The sequence below is a fragment of the Streptomyces sp. NPDC016469 genome (genome assembly GCF_040632905.1).
GTDB lineage: Bacteria > Actinomycetota > Actinomycetes > Streptomycetales > Streptomycetaceae > Streptomyces.
Window position 1 is genome coordinate 57,671 of the sequence record NZ_JBEYCQ010000020.1, and the last position, 20,337, is coordinate 78,007.

Below are 20,337 nucleotides of genomic sequence, written 5' to 3' on the forward strand. Positions count from 1 at the left end.
ACTTCGTCATACAGTCTGGCGTCGATCCGAACAGCTGATGGGCGCCACTGGGAGGTTAGCGTTTAACGCGCCCTCTTACGGCGAGTACTGATAGGCCAAGCAGCACGGGTTCGGAAAGGCGCGAAAACATTTCAATATAGATTCCTTGCGGTGTCAAATCCTGACCCGAGGAGCGAAAAATGACAGAGTTCAGAGTTACCTGCAAGGCCTTCTCGAAGCGTTCGGTAGTAACTCTTTCGGAATAAGGGACCTTGAGTGCCGCCGGATCTGGCTTTTCTGAGGTGAGAGTCAGTCGACTTCCCGCAATACGGCCAGTTGACGCCAGATCCTTGGTATCGTTGGGAATCCCCCACAAGACGAGGCTTACCATGGTCGCGATCACGGCAAGCAAAAGCCACCCCAGAGCTCTTGAGGCCCGTAGCCCATAGCCGGAAGTGATCCAGTATATCCACAGCAAGGTTCGCTCGCCGTGCGGGCGGCTTTTGTCATGTCGACGCATTTCCATTTCGCCGTAATAGAAATCTGCAGCGTCGGGCTCGTTCTTTCCGTCTTCGAGGGACTTGCGCAACTGCCTGTAAGTGGCACTTAGGACAGAAGGAGTAGAGGGCTGCACACTTAGCCCCGGTGTAGTCCAGCCGCGCCATGCAGAAATCCCGCTCGCGTGATTCCTAGCTCGCCAAAAATGCTCCTCGGCGATGGTGCGGCGTGGAGTCCAGCGTGTCGGGCGCAGGCCCTGGCGCCGAACTCCGTGAGGGGTTCTTGAGTATGTGCATTCCCCCTCCATGCGAATTTGGTCTAGGTGAAATGCCCCGCTGAATATGCATGAGGATAGGTCGAGATCGGTCAGCACCAAGTGTGCAGCATCAACGCCGCGCACGGACGTCAAGCGGACACTTGGTGTCAGACTCGGATGGAATGCCTCGCGCATAACGTTCCCGCTATCCTTCTGGAAGCGATCCGCCTTCATCGTTACGGCTACGGGGTATTCGAAGAATGCTTCACTCAAGTCTACTTTTGCATACCTCAGCCGCACAGTCGCTTTCGACTTCCACCTAGTCCTGCGGAATGTCACCTCAGTGGATGCTACTTCTATCTCAATCGGCGCCTCGAAGGTGGCCAAAGAGAAATCGACGGGCCCTGAAGCTATCAGCGGGCCCAATTTTGGCGTACTATGGAAGGCGGCATTAGAGAAGTCTACGACATCTTTAGCCGTGCAACCTGTGAACTCAAGCGGCCCAAGGAAGGTGGCGTTTGCGAAATACCCATCTTCCTGGAATGAGAGGTCGAAGAAGTATGTATGGCCGCGAAAAATTGCGTTTCCGAATCCCGCCGTTGATTTAAATTCCAAGTTTCCGAAATAGGATTCGCTCATGAACTCGGCGCGACCGAAAAAGGACCCGTTCAGAAAGGTTGCAGCCTCGAACGAAATGTATTTTTGGAATTTCGTATCGTTGAATTTTGCGGAGCCCAGGAAACGGGTCAGGTAGAAGGTGGCTTCACCATCAAACTGACTTTGGCTAAAGTTTGCGTCGCCCTCGATCGTCGTTTCGGTGAAGTCTACTTCGCCGAATCTCTTGCGCCTCAGTGTTGGATCGTAGAATTCAGACAGAACCTCATCAAGTAAGCTCTCCGACAGGTCGGTAGCACGGAGGTCGAGGTCATCGCCCGGGGATAGCGTCGATAGGTATGTATTTTTTTCGTCAGTGTCGAGGTGAGACAAGCAGCGGCCGTAGGAGGCAACAACTACGCCGCGACAACCAACAGGGTCGGAACTATTCGCACCCGACGCACAGTGGTGCCAGTCTGGTGGCTCGACCTGCGGTGGTGTATGAGGGGTCATCACATCGATCACTGACGCCGGGCAAGCAGCGATGGTTGCACACCGGGATGGGTTTCATGACATCAGTCTCTGACATCAACAGTGGCGTACAGCCGCGGACGGCGGCGGATTCTCAAATCGACCCAGCAGGTCGCAGACCGGCTTACAACGGCTAACACAATGAGTTGGTCTGTCGGCGGGTGATCAGGCAGCAAGCGAGCTTGAGGAAGGCTTCGTGGATGTCGGCTCGGCGTTCCCAGCGGATGCGGAGGCGTTTGAAGCCGTGGAGCCAGGCAAAGGTGCGCTCCACGACCCAGCGGTAGGCGCCCAGTCCGGTGCCGTGGAGGGTGCCGCGTCGGGCGATGGCCGGCACGATCCGGCGCTGGCGGACCTGGTCGCGGTAGATGTCGTGGTCGTACCCGCGGTCGGCGAAGAGGGAGTCGGGCTTGCGTCGTGGGTGACCGACCCCGCCTCTGACCGGCGGGATGGCGTCGATCAGAGGTAGCAGCTGGGTGACGTCGTTGCGGTTGCCGCCGGTGAGGATCACGGCGAGCGGGGTGCCGTGTCCGTCCGTGAGCAGGTGGTGTTTCGATGCGAATCGGGCACGGTCGACCGGACTCGGTCCGGTGTGGTCCCCCCTTTTACGGCCCGCACGTGACTGGAGTCGACAAGGGCCCGCGACCAGTCGAGACGGGCGGCCGCGTTCAGCTCGGCCAGCAGCACTTCATGCAGGCGCTGCCAGACGCCGGCCTCGTTCCAGTCCCGTAGCCGTCGCCAGCACGTCATGCCCAAACCGAAGCCCAACTCCTGCGGCAGGAACTCCCATTGAATGCCCGTGTGGAGCACGAAGAGGATGCCGCACAGCACCTTCCGGTCGGGCAGCGGCTTCCGGCCCGGGTGCCGGAACCGACGCTCTTTGCGCGGCAGGAGCGGCTCGATCCGCTCCCACAAGTCATCCGACACGATCCACGGCGAAGTCCCCATGTAACGCCAACGCCCAACTCCTGAGGCGGGCACGGGCACCAAGGCCCAGCCACCTCATTGTGTTAGCCGTTGTTAGCCGTTGTTAGTGGCCTTAAAAACGTTGCTGGGCCACGAGAAAGGGCCCGAGCGCATCCAGAGATACAGACGTCTATACATCACAGATGAGCGAAATTCGCCCCGACTTAACCGCCTTCTGGAAATTCCGCACACGATGCTCCTTACCTCGCTCCTGACGGCGCCGCAATAGAGCATCCCACTCCTTTGACCTGTCCATCTCAATTCTCACCTGGGCCGCCCTCAGGTTTGCCCAATGCTTATCAAAGTCGCGCTCAAACGCATATCGGGTCGCCATGAGATCAAAAATTAGCCGCGCAAGGTGGTCCAGCAAGTTCTTTTGCAGTTGAATATGCCACAAGGTCATTGCCTTTATTATCTTTGTGCGGTCATGGTTCGCGGCGCTTCGCTCCTCATTGAATGCCACGATCCATTGCCCGTGGGCTAGCGAGTTCCTCACCGTAACGAGGGGCTTGACCCAATCATCCAGAACGGAATTCATGCCCTGAAAATATGCAGCAGCTGTATACGAGAGTCCCGCCGGAACCTTAGCTCTCTCGGTTCCATATCGGGCCGCAAAGGCTTCAATTAGGACTTGCTTCCATCTGTCAAGAATGCTCGACTCGCGCATCACCCGACGTTCCGCATCTTCCGAGAAGTACGTTGAGGAAATGATGACCATCAGGCGATCCTCAAGCGTTGCACCAAGAAGGAGGGCGCAAGTTCTCGTAAGCGCGGCCACCTCATGCTCTGCGCCGCGGCGAATTGAATCTTTACATGAACGACTGACCACATTAAAGGAAGTTTCAAGCGCTTCCAGATTTTTGGTATGCGCCCGGTTTCGCTTTAACCGCTCCAACGTTATCCCGTCCAAATTTCCGGGGTCAGCGGAATGTGCCATCCGTGACACACTCTGCTGACCCCGGAATCGAACCGAGGAATTCCCACTTGGTGAGCGTGTTCCTGCACAAACTAGCCGACCGCTATTTCATGCACCATTACACCAATCAGCCCGAAGCCGAAGACTTCGGAGGGCCGGAAAGCTCCGGCTTCAGGTCGGATCTTACCCCACAGATAGCCATGCCGGACATGGCGCCCGTGTACGGCCCGGCACCTTAACCCGGCCACCAAAGGACACCGATTCGCCGCAGGTCAGCGTATACAGGCCGACTGGATCACCTAAAGACCCGAGCTGAGGGCTTAGGCACTGCCATCCCGTGCCAACCGTCGTCAAGTGCTCTGATCGACGGCATCAATAGCATGTTTGGGGCCGTGGGGGTGCAGCGATGCACACGCGCGCCCGGTCAGTCGTCGCATCCGCCGTTGTGACTGACTGTCGTCGGCTGAGGTTCGTGCCACAACCGTTGAGCAGTGAGTGTCTAGCTGCGTGACAACGCCGACTAACAGCGGCGGACGAGCACGGGCATCTGCGGACCATCCGTGCAGGTAGAAGACACAGCGGCCCAAGGTCAGGTATCCGCACAAGTTGCTTCCGGACGAAGACGTATATGTGGGGCCAGGTCCGCATCCTTGCCTGCCGAGGGCGCCTGGACGCAGTCTGAATTGAGGCTTGGGGGGCCTGCCGGCCGAACGGGTCCCGTCGGTGGATCGGCGGCGGCTGCTCCTCTTCGCGACTTGGCAGCCGGGGCCACACCGCCGGGCCCTCTCTGGGCCCTCCGAGGGTGACAAGCAACGCCCAACGACGACCAACGACGACAGCCCGACCGCAGGTCAGATACGGCGAGCACCTTAATGAACAGGGCAGGAAAACGGGCCCGCCAGACCCAGGGCAAGAAGTAGCACCAGCCCCGCGGAGGCCCCCGACCCGGCACCACCGGGCGGGGGCCTTCGCGCGCTCCGCAACCCGTAACCGGAAGTGACGCGCGTCACCCCGGCCCGTACGCTGTGCCCCATGCGGGGAAGAGCGGGAGGGCGGTTATGGGTGAGCCTTTGAAGACCTTTGTCGGGGGTGCCGAGGTCGAGGTGCCCAACAGCATTCCGGCGATCCGGGACGCGTTGCCGGAGGGGCGGCGGGCGGAGTTCGAGCGGGCCATCAATGAGGCCGGGGTGCATGAGATCCAGGCCGTGATGCGCCACTGGATGCTGGAGGCCGTGCCCGATCCGGAGGCCGAGCGGATTCTGGACCGGCTGGCGCGGGACGAGGCCGAGAGGCGGAGCGTCGCTTGAGCTTCCGGATCTCCTACGCGCCGCCCGCCGACGACACCCTTGCCAAGATGGGGGACGGTGAAACCTTCCGGGACGAGATGGCGGCGACCCTGGGGCGTGAGCCGTACGGACACGGGTCGACCGCCGTCAAGGGGGAGCACGATCGCCGGGAGGCGACGGTCGCCGGGGCGATCGTGCTCTATTACGTCTCCGGGTCGGTCCTGACCGTCACCGTCGTACGGCTCGTTCCGCTTCCTTGACGGAACGTCAGGCGAGCTTCTTCGCCTGGGCGTCGATCACCGCGGTCGGCAGGCCGAAGTCCTCGCCGGAGCCCGCGGCCGCGAGGTTCATCGAGCTGAGCGTGGCGAGCGTCGCGCCCTGACGCAGCGCGGTGAGCTTGAACGAGTTCTTCTCGCCGTCCGACTCCACCGTGACCGTCCAGGCCGCCGCCTCCTCGCCGCCCGTGACCTGCTCCACCGCGATCTTGGCGACCTTCTGCTTGTCCCCGCCGACGGTGAACGTGAAGCCGCCCGCGCAGTCCGTCGCAGCGGTGCGCAGCGCGGCGAGCGTCTCCTCGGCGCCCTTGCCGTCGTACGACGCGAGCGTGGTCATCGTGGTCGTGATGTCGAAGGCGGCCTTGAACGCCTCCTCCGGGTCGGCGATGTCCTTGTCCGCGTCCTTCTTCGGCACGCTGGCCACCTTGCGCTGCGTGGAGGCGACGGGCGAACCGGCCTTGGCCCCCATCAGCGCGTCACCGAAGACGTCGCAGGACTTCTTGTCCGCCGTCACGTCCTTGGCGTCGATCAGGTCGGCCGGACCGGCCTTGGTGATCTTGTGGTCCTTGACGTCACCCTGTGCCAGCGAGACCTGCTCCAGCTCGGCGGCGGACAGCGCCTTCGCGGGCGCCTCCGCGCCCTTGCCGGCACCCTTCTCCGACGGCTGGGCCGAGGAGCCGGCCGCCTTGCCGCCGTCCTTGTCGTCACTGTCCGAACCGCAGGCGGCGGTGAACAGGGCCAGGGACATCACGGTGGCGGCAACGGCGGTACGGCGTATGACAGTGGGTCGCATGGCCCGTCCTTCTGCTCAAAGTGTTTCGCCCGCACGCGAGCAGCCCCGCCGGGTTCGGCGCGGCTGAAATGGGGGTACGTGGGGGTGAGCCAACTCTATGAGCCCGCTGTGGTTTGGCAATCCTTTACCGTGGGCATCGCGGCTGATCGTGACGACGTCGTGATCACTTCGCGCACACCGTTCAGGGGAGCCCGCCGTGCCGATCGATTCCGTTCTCTCCGACGTCCTCGGCGCGTTGGACATACCACCCGGCCTCGTCGACTCCTGCGAACCGCTCACCGGGGGCACGTACAACGCCGTCAGCCGCGTCCGGCTGACGGACGGGCGGGACTGGGTGGTGAAGGTGCCGCCGCCGGCCGCCGGGGACTGCCTGTCGTACGAACACGACCTGCTGGCCAACGAGGTGACGTTCTACCAGGTCGCCGACGATGAGCCCGCCGTGCCCCTCGTCGTACGCGCCGAACTCGATCCGGCCGCCCCCGCCGGCCCGTACGTGGTCATGTCCGACCGTCCCGGACGGCCCTGGCACGAGCTGACCGGCGCCATGGCCGACGGTGAGGAGGCGCGGCTGCGCACCGAGCTCGGGCGGATCGTCGGCCGGCTGCACGGCGCGCCCGCGCCGGGCGGCTTCGGCTACCCCTCGCAGGCGCTCGGCCCGCTCGCGCCCACCTGGCGACAGGCGTTCACGACGATGACGGACGCGGTCCTGGCCGACGCGCGGACGTACGCGGCACGACTCCCCCGTACGGCCGCGGAGATCGGCGACACGCTCGCCGCCGCCTCGTACGTGCTGGACGAAGTGACCCGGCCGGCCCTGGTCCACTTCGACCTGTGGCAGGGGAACATCCTGGTCACGGGCGATCCGGGCGCGCGGCGGGTGGGCGGGGTCATCGACGGGGAGCGGATGTTCTGGGGCGACCCGGTCGCCGACTTCGTGTCGCTCGCTCTGCTGGGTGACATCGCGGACGACAAGGATTTCCTCGCCGGTTACGGGGAAGAGGCGCCGGGCGGGCCCGTGGAGTTCACCGGTTCGCTGCGGCTGCGGCTCGCGCTCTACCGGGCGTACCTGTATCTGATCATGCTGGTGGAGACCGTGCCGCGCGGCACGTCCGGGGAACAGCTGGAGTGGACCTGGAACGAGGTCGCACCCCGGCTGGAGGCCACGCTCAAGGAGATCGACTCGGCGACGCGCGTTCCCGGGTGACGCGGGATCAGTCCGCGGGACCCCGGGTGAGGTGCGCGAAGGCGTCGAGATTACGGGTGGACTCGCCGCGCGAGACCCGCCAGGCGTACTCCTTGCGGATCGCCGTCGCGAAACCGATCTCCAGCAGGGAGTTGAAGGCGCCGTCCGCCGCCTCCAGCACGGAGCCGAGCAGCCGGTCCACCTCGTCGGGCGTCACCACGGACAGCGGCAGCTTGCCGGTGAGGTAGATGTCCCCGAGCTGATCGATCGCGTAACTCACGCCGAACAGCCGCAGGTTCCGTTCCAGCAGCCAGCGGTGCACCGCCGCGTCGTTCTCGTCGGGGTGGCGGATGACGAAGGCGTTGAGGGAGAGGCTGTGCGCACCGACGATCAGTGAGCACGTCGTGGCCAGCTTGCGGGTGCCGGGGAGCTGGACGACGTAGCTGCCCGGTGCGGGGCTCTCCCAGTCGAGCCCGGCGTCGGCGAAGCTCGCTTCGAGGACCTGGGCGGCCCGGGTGGCCTCGTTCTTCGCCGGTACGGGTGCGTCAGCCATGTTTCGAGCGTACGTCAGGTGGCAAAGGCGCGCGGTCGGGGCGGGTGCCGAGGGCGTTTGCGCGATGGTGCCCGGCGGGTACGGCCCGGTCACGCGTGGCGGGTGCGGGCCCGCCTGCGGTGTTCCTGGATCGCCGCCGTGTACACCTCGGCGGTGGCGGCCGCCGCCGTGTCCCAGCCGAACCGCTGGGCGTGCTCCGCCGCCGCGCCGCCCATGCGGGCGACCAGCTCCGGCGCCTGCGCGAACCGCTCCAGTGCCTGGGCGTACGCCGCCGGATCGTGCCCGGGTATCAGGAAGCCGCTGACCCCGTCGCGTACGGCCACCGGGAGACCGCCCACGGCCGCCGCGACGACCGGTGTCCCGGCCGCCTGGGCCTCGACCGCGACGAGCCCGAAGGACTCGCTGTACGAGGGCATGACCAGCACGGACGCGGCCCGGAACCAGTCGGCGAGCTGGTCCTGTCCGACCGGCGGATGGAACCGTACGACGTCCGCGATGCCCAGCCTGGCCGCGAGCTTCTGCAGGCCCTCCGGCTTGGCGAGGCCGCTGCCGCTGGGGCCGCCGACGACGGGCACCATGATCCGGGACCGCAGCGAGGGATCCCGGTCGAGCAGCACGGCGACCGCCCGAAGCAGCACGTCGGGCGCCTTCAGCGGCTGTATGCGGCCCGCGAAGAGGGGGATCAGGGCGTCCTGCGGGAGCCCCAGACGGGCGCGGGCGGCGGCCCGGCCGTCGCCGGGGCGGAAGCGGTCGAGGTTGACGCCGGGGTGGACGACGGCCACGGCCTGCGGGTCGGCGTCGTAGAACCGGAGGAGTTCCCCGGCCTCCTCGGCGGTGTTGGCGATCAGCCGGTCGGCGGCGTCCACGATCTGCGTCTCGCCGATGACGCGGGCGGCGGGCTCGGGGGTGTCGCCCTCGGCGAGCGCGGCGTTCTTCACCTTGGCCATGGTGTGCATGGCGTGCACGAGGGGAACGCCCCAGCGCTGCGCGGCCAGCCAGCCGACGTGTCCGGAGAGCCAGTAGTGGGAATGGACGAGGTCGTAGTAGCCGGGGCGCTGACCGGCCCACGCCTGCATCACACCGTGCGTGAAGGCGCAGAGCTGCGCGGGCAGCTCTTCCTTGGCCAGGCCCTCGTACGGCCCCGCGTCGATATGCCGCACGAGGACACCGGGCGCCAGGTCCACGGCGGAGGGCAGCCCTCCGGAGGTGGAGCGAGTGAAGATCTCGACCTCGATATTGATCGCGGCGAGCCGCTTGGCCAGCTCCACGATGTACACGTTCATCCCGCCGGCGTCGCCCGTCCCCGGCTGGTGCAGCGGGGAGGTGTGCACGGAGAGCATCGCGATACGGCGGGGCCTGCGGTGACCGGGGGTGAAGGAGCCGGTGAGACCTGCGGGGAACCTGCGACGCGGTGCGCCACGGCTGCTGCCGAGCCGAGAGACGTACTGGGTCACGTCGTCCGTCCTCCTCGCTGGGCCCGGTGCCCGCACGGTTCACGGCATGGCACCGAAGGGGCGCACGGTCCCTTCGAAGGTGGGGAACAGCGGAATCCCTCCTTTCATTTCCGCTTTGCCAAATCATTACGGTGCGAATACGGGGGGCGCCCCGGTGGTCTCCCGGCAGGCGCCCGCGTCCGCGCGGATCGTTACGCTCTGTGTCATGCGCCCGATCGGCACCGCGACCCGCGGGACCACCCATCCGAACCGGCTGCGCCGCATGGACCGCTGGATCGCCGCCACGCACGGCCCCGCCCTGCGCCGCGCCGGCACCCCCGTCGCCGTCGACCTCGGTTACGGGGCCTCACCCTGGACCGCCGTCGAGCTGCTGGAACGTCTGCGCACCGCCGAACCGCGCACCGCGGTGGTCGGCATCGAGATCTCCCCGGAGCGGGTCGCCGCCGCGCAGCCCTACGCCCGTGAGGGCCTCACCTTCCGGCACGGCGGCTTCGAGATCCCGTTGCCGGAGCGGCCCGTGCTGATCCGGGCGGCCAATGTGCTGCGCCAGTACGACGAGGGCGAGGTGGCCGCCGTCTGGCAGCGGCTGTGCGAGCGGCTGGCCCCGGGCGGGCTGCTGGTGGAGGGCACCTGCGACGAGATCGGGCGCCGGCACGTGTGGGTGGCGCTGGGGCCGGAGGGGCCGCGCACGGTGACCTTCGCGACCCGGCTCGGCTCGCTGGACCGGCCGTCCGATCTCGCCGAACGGCTGCCGAAGGCGCTGATCCACCGCAATGTCCCGGGTGAGCGGGTGCACGCGTTCCTGCGCGACTTCGACCGGGCGTGGGCGGCCGCGGCGCCCTACGCCTCGCTGGGGGCCCGGCAGCGCTGGATCACGGCGGTGCGGGCGCTCTCGGGTGACTGGCCGCTGACGGACGGGGTGCGCCGGTGGCGCCAGGGGGAGGTCACGGTGGCGTGGGAGGCGCTGGAGCCCCGGGGGTGGTGAGGGGTCGCACCTCGGTGGCGCGGGCGCGCGCCATGGTTGCGCTGGGATTCACCCCTGCGGTGGGAACGGCGGGCGGGCATCGTTCGTCGGAGTGAGTGGGACATGGGGGGCGCGGGGTGGCGGGGAGTGACGGAAGAGCGAAGTGCCGCCCGACGGCCGGAGTCTGTCTGCCTCTGTTGCTTTTCAGTACGGCATGGCACGATCTGGTCGTCGCCACATGTTACTGACGGTTAATCAGTTAGTTGGGACTGCTCGAACAGTTGGGAACTGCTCGGAGGGGGAGCTCGTGTACCGACGCCACTGTGCCGCCGCCGCGATGACTCTGGTCTGCGCGCTGGCGGTCCTCGCCTCGCCGGTCCAGGCATTCGCCGCACCGACACCGCCAGGCCCCGCCGGTCCCGGCGGGAAGAGCCTGGAAGAGGTGCGCGCGGAGATCGATGAGCTGTACCTCAAGGCGGGCGCCGCCACGGACGCGTACAACCTCGCCGAGGAGAAGGCGAAGAAGCAGTCGGGCGAGCTGGTCGAACTGGCGCAGACGATAGTCGAGGGCCAGGCGAAGATCGCCGCCCTCAAGAACCGGGCCGGCGCCCAGGCCCGCGAGGAGTACCGCAACGCCGGGCTCCCGCCGGGCGCGCGGCTCATGCTCAGCGGCGACCCCCAGCTCTTCCTCGACGGCATCAGCCGTACGCGCCAGGGTCAGCAGGCCTCCAAGGGGCTCCTGGAGCAACTGAGCAGGACCCAGCAGGACTTGGAGACGTACACCAAGGACGCCAGCACCAACTGGACCAAGCTGGAAGCCGACCGGGTCAAGCAGGCCAAGGCCAAGAAGAAGATCAACGCGCAGATAGCGGCGGCGAAGAAGCTGGAGTCGCAGCTGGAGAAGGAGGAGCGGGCCCGGCTCCTCGAACTGGAGCGGGAGGCGGCGCGCCAGGCCCAGAGCGCGTGGCTCGACTCCGGCGCGCTGAAGGAGATCAACCGGGACGCGAGCCCGCTCGGCAAGAAAGCGGTGGCCTTCGCGACCGCGCAGATCGGCAAGCCGTACGTGTGGGGCGCGGAGGGCCCCAAGTCGTACGACTGCTCCGGGCTGACGTCCCAGGCGTGGGCGGCGGCGGGCCGCCCGATCCCGCGCACCTCGCAGGAGCAGTGGCGGTTGCTGCCGCACATCCCGATCAAGGACATGCGCCCCGGCGACCTGATCATCTACCACGCCGACGCCACCCACGTCGGCATGTACGTGGGCAACGGCCAGATCATTCACGCCCCCCGCCCCGGCCGCGACGTCACCCTGGCGGGCGCGGGCTCCATGCAGATACTCGGCGTGGTCCGCCCCGACGCGTAGTCCTCGGGCGGACGGCGGGGCGGAACGCGCCTGCGGGGCCCGGTCCGTGGTCCTCGGGCGGACGGCAGGGAGGGACGCGCCTGCGGGGCCCGGGCGGACGGTGAGCGAACCCCCGTGCGGGTGCTGTGGTCCGTCGTCGGGCTGTACGCGGTTGCCACGGCAAGGCGCCTGGGCGGGCGAGCGGAGCGCTCACGAACGAGCGCGCGACCGGGCGCGGCGGAGCCGCCATCGGGTCTCGGCGGGCCGCGCGCCGCGCCGATGCCGGACCGGCCCCTCGGCGGTCACCCGCGCTCCGGCGCAGCCGGCATCCGCACGCCGCGCCGAGGCCGGGCCGGCGGCGTCACCTCGCCCCGGCGGGCGTGCCCCGGTGGGCAGGGTCCGGACCGGCGCCTCGGCCGGCACCCGCGCGTCGACCCAGCCGGCAACCGTGAGGCGGGCCACTGCGCGTGGCCCGGACGGCGTGACCTTTGTCATGTCGGCATCGGCCGCCCCGGCGCGGCCCACCGTGCCTGATCCGTGGTGGGACGCGGCTTATGGCGGTGCGTATGCCGGGCACGGTGGGCGGGTCGGCATTCCGTTCCCCTGGTCCGTACCGCTATGGTCCCCGTCTGGCGGGTCGTCGATCGTCGCTCCGCCGCGCCCTCGGGGGGAGGGAAGGAAACCCGAACCGATGCCCGTACCCGTACCGCAGCCGTGTTCCGCGCCCGCTGCGGAGAACAGCTCAGGCGCCGGCCTCACCCTCCTCGTGATCGAGGACGACCCGGCAGGCACCTTCACCGCCCCGGAGCTCTCCGCCGCGGCCGGTGCCCGGGTCCGTATCCGTGCCGCCCGGAACCTCACCGAGGCGGGCCGGCTCCTCACCGACGACGTGGACTGCATCCTGCTGGACCTGGCCCTGCCGGCCGGTGCCGAGGCGCGGGGCGACGGGGAGGGCGAGGAGGACGGGCTCGCCACGCTCAAGCACGTCCTGCGGATCGCGCCCCGGCACGCCGTGCTCGCCCTCACCGCGGAGGACGACGCCGAGCTTGCCGCCGAGGCGGTCCGGGTGGGCGCACAGGACTATCTCTTCCGGGGCGAGCTGGACAGCAGGCTGCTGAGCCGGGCCGTCCGGTACGCCGTCGAGCGCAAACGGGCCGACGTCGCACAGCACCAGCTCACCGAGTCCCGGCTGCGCGCGCAGGAGAACGCCCGGCTGGAACGCGGGCTGCTCCCCACCCCGCTCCTCGACGGCTCCGACCTGCGCTTCGCGGCGCGCTACCGGCCTGGCCGCAGCCGCGCGCTGCTCGGCGGGGACTTCTACGACACGGTCCGCACCCCGGACGGCACGGTGCACGCGATGATCGGCGACGTCTGCGGCCACGGCCCGGACGAGGCGGCGCTCGGCGTGGAACTGCGCATAGCATGGCGCGCGTTGACGCTGGCGGGGCTGTGCGGCGACGAGTTGCTGTCCACCCTCCAGGAGGTCCTGGAGCACGAGCGGGAGAGCGAGGAGATCTTCGCGACGCTCTGCACGGTGGACATCGCTCCGGACGGCCGCCGCGCGGGCCTGTGCCTGGCCGGGCACCCCGCGCCGCTGATCGCCCGCCATGGACGGGCGGCGCAGCTGCTCCCGTACGAGGAGGGCGGACCGGCCCTGGGCCTGCTGCCGCGTGCGCGGTGGCCGCGCCGCCAGGTGGAGCTGGGCGGCTCGTGGAGCCTGATGATGTACACGGACGGCCTGATCGAGGGCCGCGTCGGTGACGGCACGCAGCGCCTCGGCCAGGACGGCATGGTGGCGATGGTCAACCGGCAGCTCGCCGAGGGCCTGACCGGCGAGGAGCTGCTGGAAGCGGCGGTCACCCAGGCGCGGGAGCTGAACGGCGGCGAGCTGACGGACGACGTCGCGGTCCTGCTGCTCGACCGCGACGAGGACACCGCCCGGCGCCGAATCCCGGACGGCGCACGGAGCGTGAACATCCCGCGCCCGCGCCCGGCCTCACCGGTGAGGGCTCAGCGCCCGCCGTTGTAGGGGCCGTACGGGCCGTCGCTGCTGGAGCCGCCGCGTCGGCGGCCACCGCCGCCGACGGCCTTGAGCGCGGGCCGTACATCCACGAAGAAGACGATGGTGGCGATCAGCCCGGCGAGCTGGAGGAAGAGCCACGGAACCCACAGGTTCACCGCCACCGCGACGCCGAGGATGATCAGCCAGAAGGACTTCTTCTGCTTGTCCGCAGCACGGTAGGCGTCCTCGCGGACCATCAGAGCCATGACCAGAGCGACCACGGCGAGAACGAGCATGGCCGTGTAGAGCAGCCCGAGGAACGAGGTGAAGCCTTCGAGCAACATGATGTGCACCGCCTAGTCAGTGGAGAGCGCCTCGCGGTCAAGGTACCGGGACAACGACCGGGCCACCGGGAATGTGCCCGCCCGCCGCCCCGGCACACCTGCCGGGGCACCGGTGCTACTTGCCGGAGGGCGGAGTGGCCTTCTTCGCTGCGGGCTTCCGTGCCGGCGCCTTCTTGGCGGCGGCCGGCTTGGCGGCGGTGGGCTTCGGCTTCTCGGTGGCGGCCGGCTTGGCCGTGGTGGCGGGCTTGACGGCGGCCGGCTTCGCGGCGGGAGCGGCCTTCGTGGTGGGGGCCGGCTTCGGCGCGGCGGCCGGCTCGGACTCCTTGCGCGGCTCCACGACGACCGCGATCTCCACGATCTCGTCGGCGGTCTCGCCCCGCCACGTCCGCACGGTGCGCTCGCCGCGCTCGGCGACCTTCTCGTACGTCTCCCGGGCCCGTACGGCGTACTCGGCGGCCACGCCCACCCCGCGCAGCGCCAGGTCCTGGGCGTTCTCGCCGAGCTTCTTCAGGTCGGTGTCGCCGAAGGCGCCGATCACCTCGGTGACCTTGGCCTGCAGGACGGCCTGCGCCTCCCGGGCCTGCTCGGTGACCTTCTCCTGCACGGCCTTGGGGTCGGTGTTCCGTACGGCCTCGATCCGCTCCGGGGCCTCGGCCCGCAGCTGTTCGAGCAGCGCGGGAACCTTGCGGGCCTGGCGGACGGCGAGGTCGGCGGTGCCGGCGGCGAAGTAGAGGGGGGTCGGGTCGGTGAGGGTCTTGCGCAGGTCATCGGTGATGGCCATGACTGTGGTCCTCCCGGATCATCAGACTGTGTGTGAGGGTGATGGGGCTCTCAAGCTGTATCGGCAGCACTGCCGTCGGCATTGAAGGGAGCGCCTGCCCCGGGCTCGTCGTCCACACCGTTCTCCTTGCGGAAGGAGGCGTAGATCTGGAGCAGCACGCTCTTCTGGCGCTCGTTGATCGACGGATCGGCGAGGATCACCGCCCGCGTCTCCAGCTCGTCCTGCTGCCGCTCGTCCAGAATCCCGGCCCGTACGTACAGGGTCTCGGCGGAGATGCGCAGCGCCTTGGCGACCTGCTGCAACACCTCGGCGCTCGGCTTGCGCAGCCCGCGCTCGATCTGGCTGAGGTAGGGGTTGGACACCCCGGCGGCGTCGGCGAGCTGCCGCAGGGAGAGCTGCGCACTGCGGCGCTGCTCCCGCAGGTACTCGCCGAGGTTGCCGACGTTGAGTGAGGCCATGTGTCGATGCTGCCTCCGTTTGCTAACTTTTGCAAGCAGCCGCTTGCAAAAGTGTTCAACAGCACCGCTTCCAGCAGGTGGATGCAGTCGCTGCGGCCGGAGGTCGTCCGGAGCTGCCGGTTCACTGCCGCCGAGAGGCTTTCGTCCGCTCCGTGCGGCTGCTCGGCACCCGCCGTGATCGCCCCTGCCAGGGCCAGGGCGTTGGTCGCTTGTTCCCGGTCGTCACCGCTGGCTACGCCGGCCGGCCAGGGCAGCGCCGCGAAGCCGGTCGGTATACGGCGCCCTGGTGGTACAGCGCCCACCACAGGTCGCTCCGGGGCGAGTTGCGGCCAATCCGTCATGCGGGGGTCCGACCGGGCGGGTCGGACTGCCAGGATGGGCGGATGGGAAGCATGTCGGTACGTCGGCTCGACCTCGGATACTTCGTCCGTCCCGCCTCGGAGACGGGTGGGCCGGAACCTCGCGTCGAGCCCGTCCTCGCCTATCTGGTCCGGCACGACAACGGGCTGCTTCTCTTCGATACCGGTATCGGTGACGCGGGTCCGGAGACCGAGGCGCACTACCGGCCCCGGCGGCGCGCGTTGCAGGAGGCACTGTCGGGGGCCGGCGTCGGCCTGGACGATGTCTCCGTGGTCGTCAACTGCCATCTGCACTTCGACCACTGCGGCGGAAATCCCCTCCTGGGCGGCCGTCCCATTCTGGTGCAGGACGTCGAACTGGCCGCCGCCCGCGCGGGCGACTACACCGTCGGCGCGCTGATCGACTTCCCCGGCGCGGCTTACGAAAAAGTCACCGGCGAAGTCGAAGTCTGGCCGGGAGTCCGGATCGTTCCGACGCCCGGGCACACCGACGGGCACCAGTCGCTGGTGCTCCGGCAGAGCGACGGCACGGTGGTCCTCGCCGGTCAGGCGCACGACCTCGCCTCCCACTTCGCGTCCGGGCAGCTGGCGCGCCACGCGGCCGTGGAAGGTGTGGAGCCGCCGCTTCCCCCGTATCGGCCCTGGCTGGACCGGCTGGCCGATTTCGATCCGCGTCGCGTGCTCTTCGCGCACGACTGCTCGGTCTGGGAGCCGGCGCGGTCCTGAGCGAACCGGAGACCTGATACATGTCCGAACGAGACGACACCCGCGCCGCCCGGGCCGTCCTGGACGAGGTCAACCTCGCTCACGGCACGCGGTTCCGGCTGCTGCGGCGGTTCGATGACGGGGTCCAGTCGGGTGCCTGGCTCCTGGACGGTGAGGACGGCCGGCGGGCGGTCCTCAAGTGGAGCCCGTCCCGCTCCTGGGCCGGGCAGATCGAGCGCGCGGCCGGTGCGGTGGCGAAGGTCCGGGACGCCGGGTACCCGACGCCGGAATGGCTTGCCGTCGGTACGGGTACGGGCGGGTTCGGGTACCAGGTACAGGCGTCCGTGCCGGGGCGCAGCCCCGACCGGGTCGGCGCCGAGGAAGCCCGGCTGCTCGTCGGGCTCCTGGAGACGCACACCGGCCTCGACCCCGACCCGCGGCGGGACTGGTCGCGGTTCGTGGCGGAGCAGATGTCCGGCCACCCGGACGGCCTCCGCCGGCAGGCGGCCGCGACCGGGACGGCCGGGCGGGAGCTCGTGGGCGTCTGCGCACAACTGCTCGCCGCGTACGGACCCGTGGCGCTGCCCACCGGGGACCTGGTGCACGGCGACTTCCGCCCCGGCAACATCCTCCTGGACGCCGGCCGGGTCAGCGGCGTGGTCGACATCGAGGCGCTCGGCAGCGGGACCCGGGCCTTCGACTACGCGACCCTGCTGAGCGCCGAGGACCTCACCCCGGAGGCCGTACGGACGCTCAGCGACGCCGGGACGCGGGTCGCCGGGCCCGGGGTGCCGGCGTACTGCTTCGTCCAGGTCGCCCTGGACCTCACCGTCTTCGTCCACCGGCACCGGCTCGAACGCGGCATCCGGAACCTGAGCACCCTGGCGGAGCGGGCGGCGCTCCTCCTCAGCCGCGCACCCTGAGGAACCCCGCCACCACCGCCCCGAACGCCTCCGCGTCGTCCGCCCACGGGTAGTGCCCCGCCCCCGGCTGCACGACGAGCGCGGCGTCCCGGAACAGCTCGCCGAACGCGGTCACCGCACTCGGCGGGCTGTTCAGGTCGTACGCGCCGGCCAGCAGCAGGACGGGCGCGGCGAGGGAGGCGAGGGCCTCACGGGTGGCCGGCGGATCGAACGCGCCCTCGGCGCCGAAGAGGGCCACGGACTCCGGGTTGCCGGGGCGGCCGAGCACCTGCAAGCGGCGGGCCGCGTCGTCCCAGCGGCCGTGGAAGAACGGTTCGGCGGCCGCCCAGTCGGTGCCGTTCCCGCGTGTGATCGCCTCCAGCGCGGGGAAGGCCGCCGGGAACCACGGTTCGCCGTTCCTCAGCCGCGCGAGCGCCCGCCGCTCGTCCCCGGTGATGTCGATGCCGACGGCCCGCGTGCTGGGGGTGATCAGGACGAGCCGGCCGATCCGGTCCGGGTGGCGGGCCGCGTACTGGACGACGATGTTCGCCCCGGCCGAGTGGCCGAGCAGGTCGAGGCGGGCGAGCCCGAAGTGGCGGCGCAGCGCCTCCACGTCCTCGGCCAGGCGGTCGCAGCGGTACGTGGATACGTCCCGCGGGATCGCCGAGCCGCCGTTGCCCCGCAGGTCGGGGACGATCAGGCGGCGGTGGACCGACAGTCCGCCGAGGTCGCCCAGGTAACGGGAGTCGGCCGGGCCGCCCGGCACGCAGACGACCGGGTCGCCGGGAGCGTCCCCGTACACGCGATAGGCGAGCAGGGTGCCGTCGGGCGCGGTGAAGGTGTGCGTAGCCATGGGGGCATGATGACAGTCATAACCAGGTTGTACAACCAGGTTATGACCGCCCGCGATATAACTGGGTTGTGGCAGGCGACCAGAGGCAGAAACACGGCAGCACCCCCGCACTCACCGAGGCGCAGGCCGCCCGCATGCTCGCCGGGATGAACGAGGTCATCCGCGCGGGCGAGGAGATGCGCCGGCTGCGCACCGAGATGATCAAGGTGCTCGCCGACCTCGGCTGGACCCAGGAGCGCATCGCCCGCCTCACCGACATGAGCCAGCCCGCCGTCTCCAAGCAGGTGCTCAGACACCGCGAAGCCGGACCGCCCCGGCCCGTCGGTCTCGCGCTCGGCCAGGACGACCCGCCGTGGCTGGAGGGGCGGCTGTGGGGCGTGGCCGAGGACATCGCGGAGACGTACGGCAGCGATGCCCGGTGCCGCCCCGCCGTCGACGCCCTCGCGCGCGGCCGCCGGCGCCTCACGCCCGAGAACGTCGACGCGCTGCGCCGGCTCGTGGAGGAGGACCTGCGGCGGTACGGGGACGAGCTCGCCGCGCACCGGGCCGCGTACGACGAGATCAGCCGCGCGCTCGACGTGCCCGCACGGGCCGCCGGCACCCCGCCGGGCTCCGCGTCCGTACGCCGTACGCTCGCCCACCGCCTGCAACTCGACCGGCTGCGGGGCGAATAGGCCGGGACGAGGACGCGCGCCGCGCCGTAGGCTCGTCGGCATGGCCCCGTTCCTGCCGCTCCTCGTCTCCGTCGGCGCCCTCGCGGCGGTCATGGGCTCGCTCAGTTGGCCGGCCGTACGCGTCAGGGGGCGCGGGCTCGCCGGATCGGCGATGCGGGGCGCGCTGGCGTCCTACGACGAGGCGTTCCGGGTGACCGCCCATGAGTCGTACTACGAGATCCGGGCGCAGGCGAACCGCCGGGCACCGATGGCCTCGCCCGACGACGCGTGGCGCCCCGTGCCCGCCCTGCGGCCGGCGCCCCGTGCCCGAGGGCCCCGAAGCCCCGGGAAGGCGTTCCTCCGCTGGTGGCACCGGGGCTGACGCGCCCTACCCCGCCGGCCCCGACCGCAACCGCGCGGCCGTAGCCCGCCCCCTCAGAACACGTCCGGGCACCACGCCCGCCGCGCCGCCCGGAACACCGCGTCCGCCGTCGCCGCCGCGCCCGGGGTCAGCTCCTCCACCCGGCCCAGCGCCTCAAGCCGCAGGACCGATTCGTCACCGAGCCAGAGCGTCCCCAGCTCCCGGACGTCCATCGCCAGGTCCGCCGAACGCGTCGTCGGCGCGCAGGTGGCGCCGTCCGGTGTGGCGTCCAGGTGGAAGCGGCCGGCCGCGTAGCCCGCCGCATCCCGGATCTCCAGGACCAGCGCCCCGGGCACCGCGTACGTGCGGGCCTCAAGGGCGCGTACGACGTCCAGGACGCGCACCCACAGGAAGTCCGCCTGGGTCACCACGCGGGCGGCGCGCGGGTCCGGCAGCAGCAGCGGGAGCAGGTCGTCGGCCGGGCGGATGCCGGTACGGATGGTGGAGATCCAGTCCACCGAGCACAGGAAGTGCCACAGCGCCCGCTCCGCCGCCGGGGTCACCGCGATCATGTCGCGCACCTTCGCCCCGTTCAGCGGCTGCTTCGCGTCGCCCCAGTTGTCGTCGGCGCGGTAGATCAGCATGCCGTCGACCGTGCCGTCCGCGCCCCGGTACACGGCGTAGAAAGGTTCGGTCCAGTCGTCGTGCGGGAAGAGCTGCTGTCCCGTGACCAGATTCCACCAGCGGGCGCCACGGCTCACCGCACCGTGCTGCCGGGCCCGGAGCCGGTCGTGCAGCGCGGGGCCCAGCTTCCGGGCCTCCGCGCCGTCCACCAGGTCGATCCGGCCGCCGTCCTCGGGTGACGGCACCGGGCGGTGCGGGTCGAGGCCCGTGCGGTGGACGTCGATCTCCCACACGGTGGTCCCGGCCGCCGGACCAAAGCCGTACCTACCGTAGATCGGGTACTCGGCGGCGATCAGCGTCGCCGCCACGTCCCCGCGCGCCTTCGCCTCCGCCAGGTCGTCGGCCATCAGCCGCGTGAGGAGGCCGCGCCGCCGGTGGGTCGGCGAGACGGTGACGTTGGTGACCGCGTCGGTCGGCACGGCGGCGCCGCCGACCACCGTCAGCTCCTGCGCGAACGAGCGGAACGTCGCCACGCACCGCCCCGCGTCGAACGCCCCCCGGGTGCGCGAGAGGTCCATGTACGCCAGGCGCCCCGACACCTCCTCGTCCGTCGGCGTGGGCGGCCTCAGGAAGCCGGTGTTCAGGGCGCGGAGCCAGTCGGAGAACTCGGACGGGGTGACGGGGCGTATGTCGAGGGCGCTCATGCGCCCA

21 protein-coding genes are annotated in these 20,337 nt (G+C 69.5%); 10 read left to right on the plus strand and 11 right to left on the minus strand.

Translation table 11 applies throughout. The features are described from left to right. Window positions 1–55: 55 nt before the first annotated feature. The 3 genes from ABZ565_RS22945 to ABZ565_RS22955 all read right to left on the minus strand — a co-directional run bounded on the left by ABZ565_RS22945 (window position 56) and on the right by ABZ565_RS22955 (window position 3,758). On the minus strand, window positions 56–1,852 hold the full coding sequence (locus tag ABZ565_RS22945) for a pentapeptide repeat-containing protein (RefSeq protein ID WP_361029844.1): 1,797 nt from the start codon (window positions 1,850–1,852) through the stop codon (window positions 56–58). Between the two features lie 139 nt (window positions 1,853–1,991). Then, window positions 1,992–2,803, minus strand: a protein-coding gene (locus ABZ565_RS22950; protein WP_361029847.1) for an IS5 family transposase whose coding sequence is annotated in 2 segments (ribosomal slippage) — window positions 1,992–2,477 and window positions 2,480–2,803 — 810 coding nt in all. Because the reading frame shifts where the segments join, the coding sequence is not laid out codon by codon here. Window positions 2,804–2,951: 148 nt separating this feature from the next. Continuing rightward, window positions 2,952–3,758 (minus strand): hypothetical protein, encoded by an 807-nt coding sequence (locus ABZ565_RS22955; protein ID WP_361029850.1) that lies wholly within the window; start codon window positions 3,756–3,758, stop codon window positions 2,952–2,954. Window positions 3,759–4,795: 1,037 nt separating this feature from the next. Between ABZ565_RS22955 and ABZ565_RS22960 the strand changes: the two genes are divergently transcribed. Continuing rightward, window positions 4,796–5,044: a hypothetical protein gene (locus ABZ565_RS22960; protein WP_073964763.1), complete on the plus strand. Its 249-nt coding sequence runs from the start codon at window positions 4,796–4,798 to the stop codon at window positions 5,042–5,044. Next, on the plus strand, window positions 5,041–5,283 hold the full coding sequence (locus ABZ565_RS22965; protein WP_361029854.1) for a hypothetical protein: 243 nt from the start codon (window positions 5,041–5,043) through the stop codon (window positions 5,281–5,283). Before ABZ565_RS22960 ends, ABZ565_RS22965 begins: the two co-directional genes overlap by 4 nt. Before the next feature lie 7 nt (window positions 5,284–5,290). On the opposite strand, the gene ABZ565_RS22970 is transcribed toward ABZ565_RS22965, so the two are convergent. After that, window positions 5,291–6,091 (minus strand): hypothetical protein, encoded by an 801-nt coding sequence (locus tag ABZ565_RS22970; RefSeq protein ID WP_361029857.1) that lies wholly within the window; start codon window positions 6,089–6,091, stop codon window positions 5,291–5,293. A gap of 196 nt (window positions 6,092–6,287) precedes the next feature. Here ABZ565_RS22970 and ABZ565_RS22975 point away from each other — a divergent pair, with 196 nt between their 5' ends. Beyond that, window positions 6,288–7,295, plus strand: a complete 1,008-nt coding sequence (locus ABZ565_RS22975; protein ID WP_361029860.1) for an aminoglycoside phosphotransferase family protein — start codon at window positions 6,288–6,290, stop codon at window positions 7,293–7,295. A gap of 7 nt (window positions 7,296–7,302) precedes the next feature. On the opposite strand, the gene ABZ565_RS22980 is transcribed toward ABZ565_RS22975, so the two are convergent. Together ABZ565_RS22980 and mshA are read right to left on the minus strand one after the other, a co-directional pair. Further along, entirely contained in the window at window positions 7,303–7,827 is a 525-nt protein-coding gene (locus ABZ565_RS22980; RefSeq protein ID WP_361029863.1) for a YbjN domain-containing protein, read from the minus strand. Window positions 7,828–7,916: 89 nt separating this feature from the next. Further along, entirely contained in the window at window positions 7,917–9,281 is a 1,365-nt protein-coding gene (gene mshA, locus ABZ565_RS22985) for a D-inositol-3-phosphate glycosyltransferase (protein ID WP_361029866.1), read from the minus strand. 205 nt (window positions 9,282–9,486) lie between these two features. Between mshA and ABZ565_RS22990 the strand changes: the two genes are divergently transcribed. The 3 genes from ABZ565_RS22990 (at window position 9,487) to ABZ565_RS23000 (ending at window position 13,613) form a co-directional block, all read left to right on the plus strand. Beyond that, the gene (locus ABZ565_RS22990; RefSeq protein WP_361029869.1) at window positions 9,487–10,266 is read left to right on the plus strand and encodes a class I SAM-dependent methyltransferase; all 780 of its coding nucleotides are present in this window, start codon (window positions 9,487–9,489) and stop codon (window positions 10,264–10,266) included. Between the two features lie 286 nt (window positions 10,267–10,552). Further along, on the plus strand, window positions 10,553–11,605 hold the full coding sequence (locus tag ABZ565_RS22995; RefSeq protein WP_361029872.1) for an NlpC/P60 family protein: 1,053 nt from the start codon (window positions 10,553–10,555) through the stop codon (window positions 11,603–11,605). Between the two features lie 670 nt (window positions 11,606–12,275). Further along, entirely contained in the window at window positions 12,276–13,613 is a 1,338-nt protein-coding gene (locus ABZ565_RS23000; protein WP_361029875.1) for a SpoIIE family protein phosphatase, read from the plus strand. Here the strand turns inward: ABZ565_RS23000 and ABZ565_RS23005 are convergent. The 3 genes from ABZ565_RS23005 to ABZ565_RS23015 all read right to left on the minus strand — a co-directional run bounded on the left by ABZ565_RS23005 (window position 13,595) and on the right by ABZ565_RS23015 (window position 15,169). Beyond that, a complete protein-coding gene (locus ABZ565_RS23005; RefSeq protein WP_361029878.1) occupies window positions 13,595–13,930 on the minus strand; it encodes a DUF2516 family protein in 336 nt (111 codons plus the stop codon). The two genes, ABZ565_RS23000 and ABZ565_RS23005, sit on opposite strands and share 19 nt — an antisense overlap. 115 nt (window positions 13,931–14,045) lie before the next feature. Next, entirely contained in the window at window positions 14,046–14,711 is a 666-nt protein-coding gene (locus ABZ565_RS23010; RefSeq protein ID WP_361029880.1) for a hypothetical protein, read from the minus strand. 50 nt (window positions 14,712–14,761) lie between these two features. Continuing rightward, window positions 14,762–15,169: a helix-turn-helix domain-containing protein gene (locus ABZ565_RS23015; protein ID WP_361029883.1), complete on the minus strand. Its 408-nt coding sequence runs from the start codon at window positions 15,167–15,169 to the stop codon at window positions 14,762–14,764. A gap of 383 nt (window positions 15,170–15,552) precedes the next feature. Here ABZ565_RS23015 and ABZ565_RS23020 point away from each other — a divergent pair, with 383 nt between their 5' ends. Then, on the plus strand, window positions 15,553–16,254 hold the full coding sequence (locus ABZ565_RS23020) for an N-acyl homoserine lactonase family protein (protein WP_361029886.1): 702 nt from the start codon (window positions 15,553–15,555) through the stop codon (window positions 16,252–16,254). A 20-nt stretch (window positions 16,255–16,274) separates the two neighbouring features. Next, entirely contained in the window at window positions 16,275–17,156 is an 882-nt protein-coding gene (locus tag ABZ565_RS23025; RefSeq protein ID WP_361029889.1) for an aminoglycoside phosphotransferase family protein, read from the plus strand. Here the strand turns inward: ABZ565_RS23025 and ABZ565_RS23030 are convergent. After that, complete coding sequence (locus ABZ565_RS23030; protein WP_361029892.1) at window positions 17,140–17,988, minus strand: alpha/beta hydrolase; 849 nt, start codon at window positions 17,986–17,988, stop codon at window positions 17,140–17,142. The genes ABZ565_RS23025 and ABZ565_RS23030 overlap by 17 nt on opposite strands. A gap of 68 nt (window positions 17,989–18,056) precedes the next feature. Between ABZ565_RS23030 and ABZ565_RS23035 the strand changes: the two genes are divergently transcribed. Together ABZ565_RS23035 and ABZ565_RS23040 are read left to right on the plus strand one after the other, a co-directional pair. Next, window positions 18,057–18,662, plus strand: coding sequence for a sigma-70 family RNA polymerase sigma factor (locus ABZ565_RS23035; protein ID WP_361029895.1), 606 nt, complete (start codon window positions 18,057–18,059; stop codon window positions 18,660–18,662). 40 nt (window positions 18,663–18,702) lie between these two features. Continuing rightward, the gene (locus tag ABZ565_RS23040; RefSeq protein WP_361029898.1) at window positions 18,703–19,023 is read left to right on the plus strand and encodes a hypothetical protein; all 321 of its coding nucleotides are present in this window, start codon (window positions 18,703–18,705) and stop codon (window positions 19,021–19,023) included. Window positions 19,024–19,076: 53 nt separating this feature from the next. Here the strand turns inward: ABZ565_RS23040 and ABZ565_RS23045 are convergent, their stop codons facing one another. Further along, window positions 19,077–20,330 (minus strand): GNAT family N-acetyltransferase, encoded by a 1,254-nt coding sequence (locus ABZ565_RS23045; RefSeq protein ID WP_361029901.1) that lies wholly within the window; start codon window positions 20,328–20,330, stop codon window positions 19,077–19,079. Window positions 20,331–20,337 lie beyond the last annotated feature (7 nt).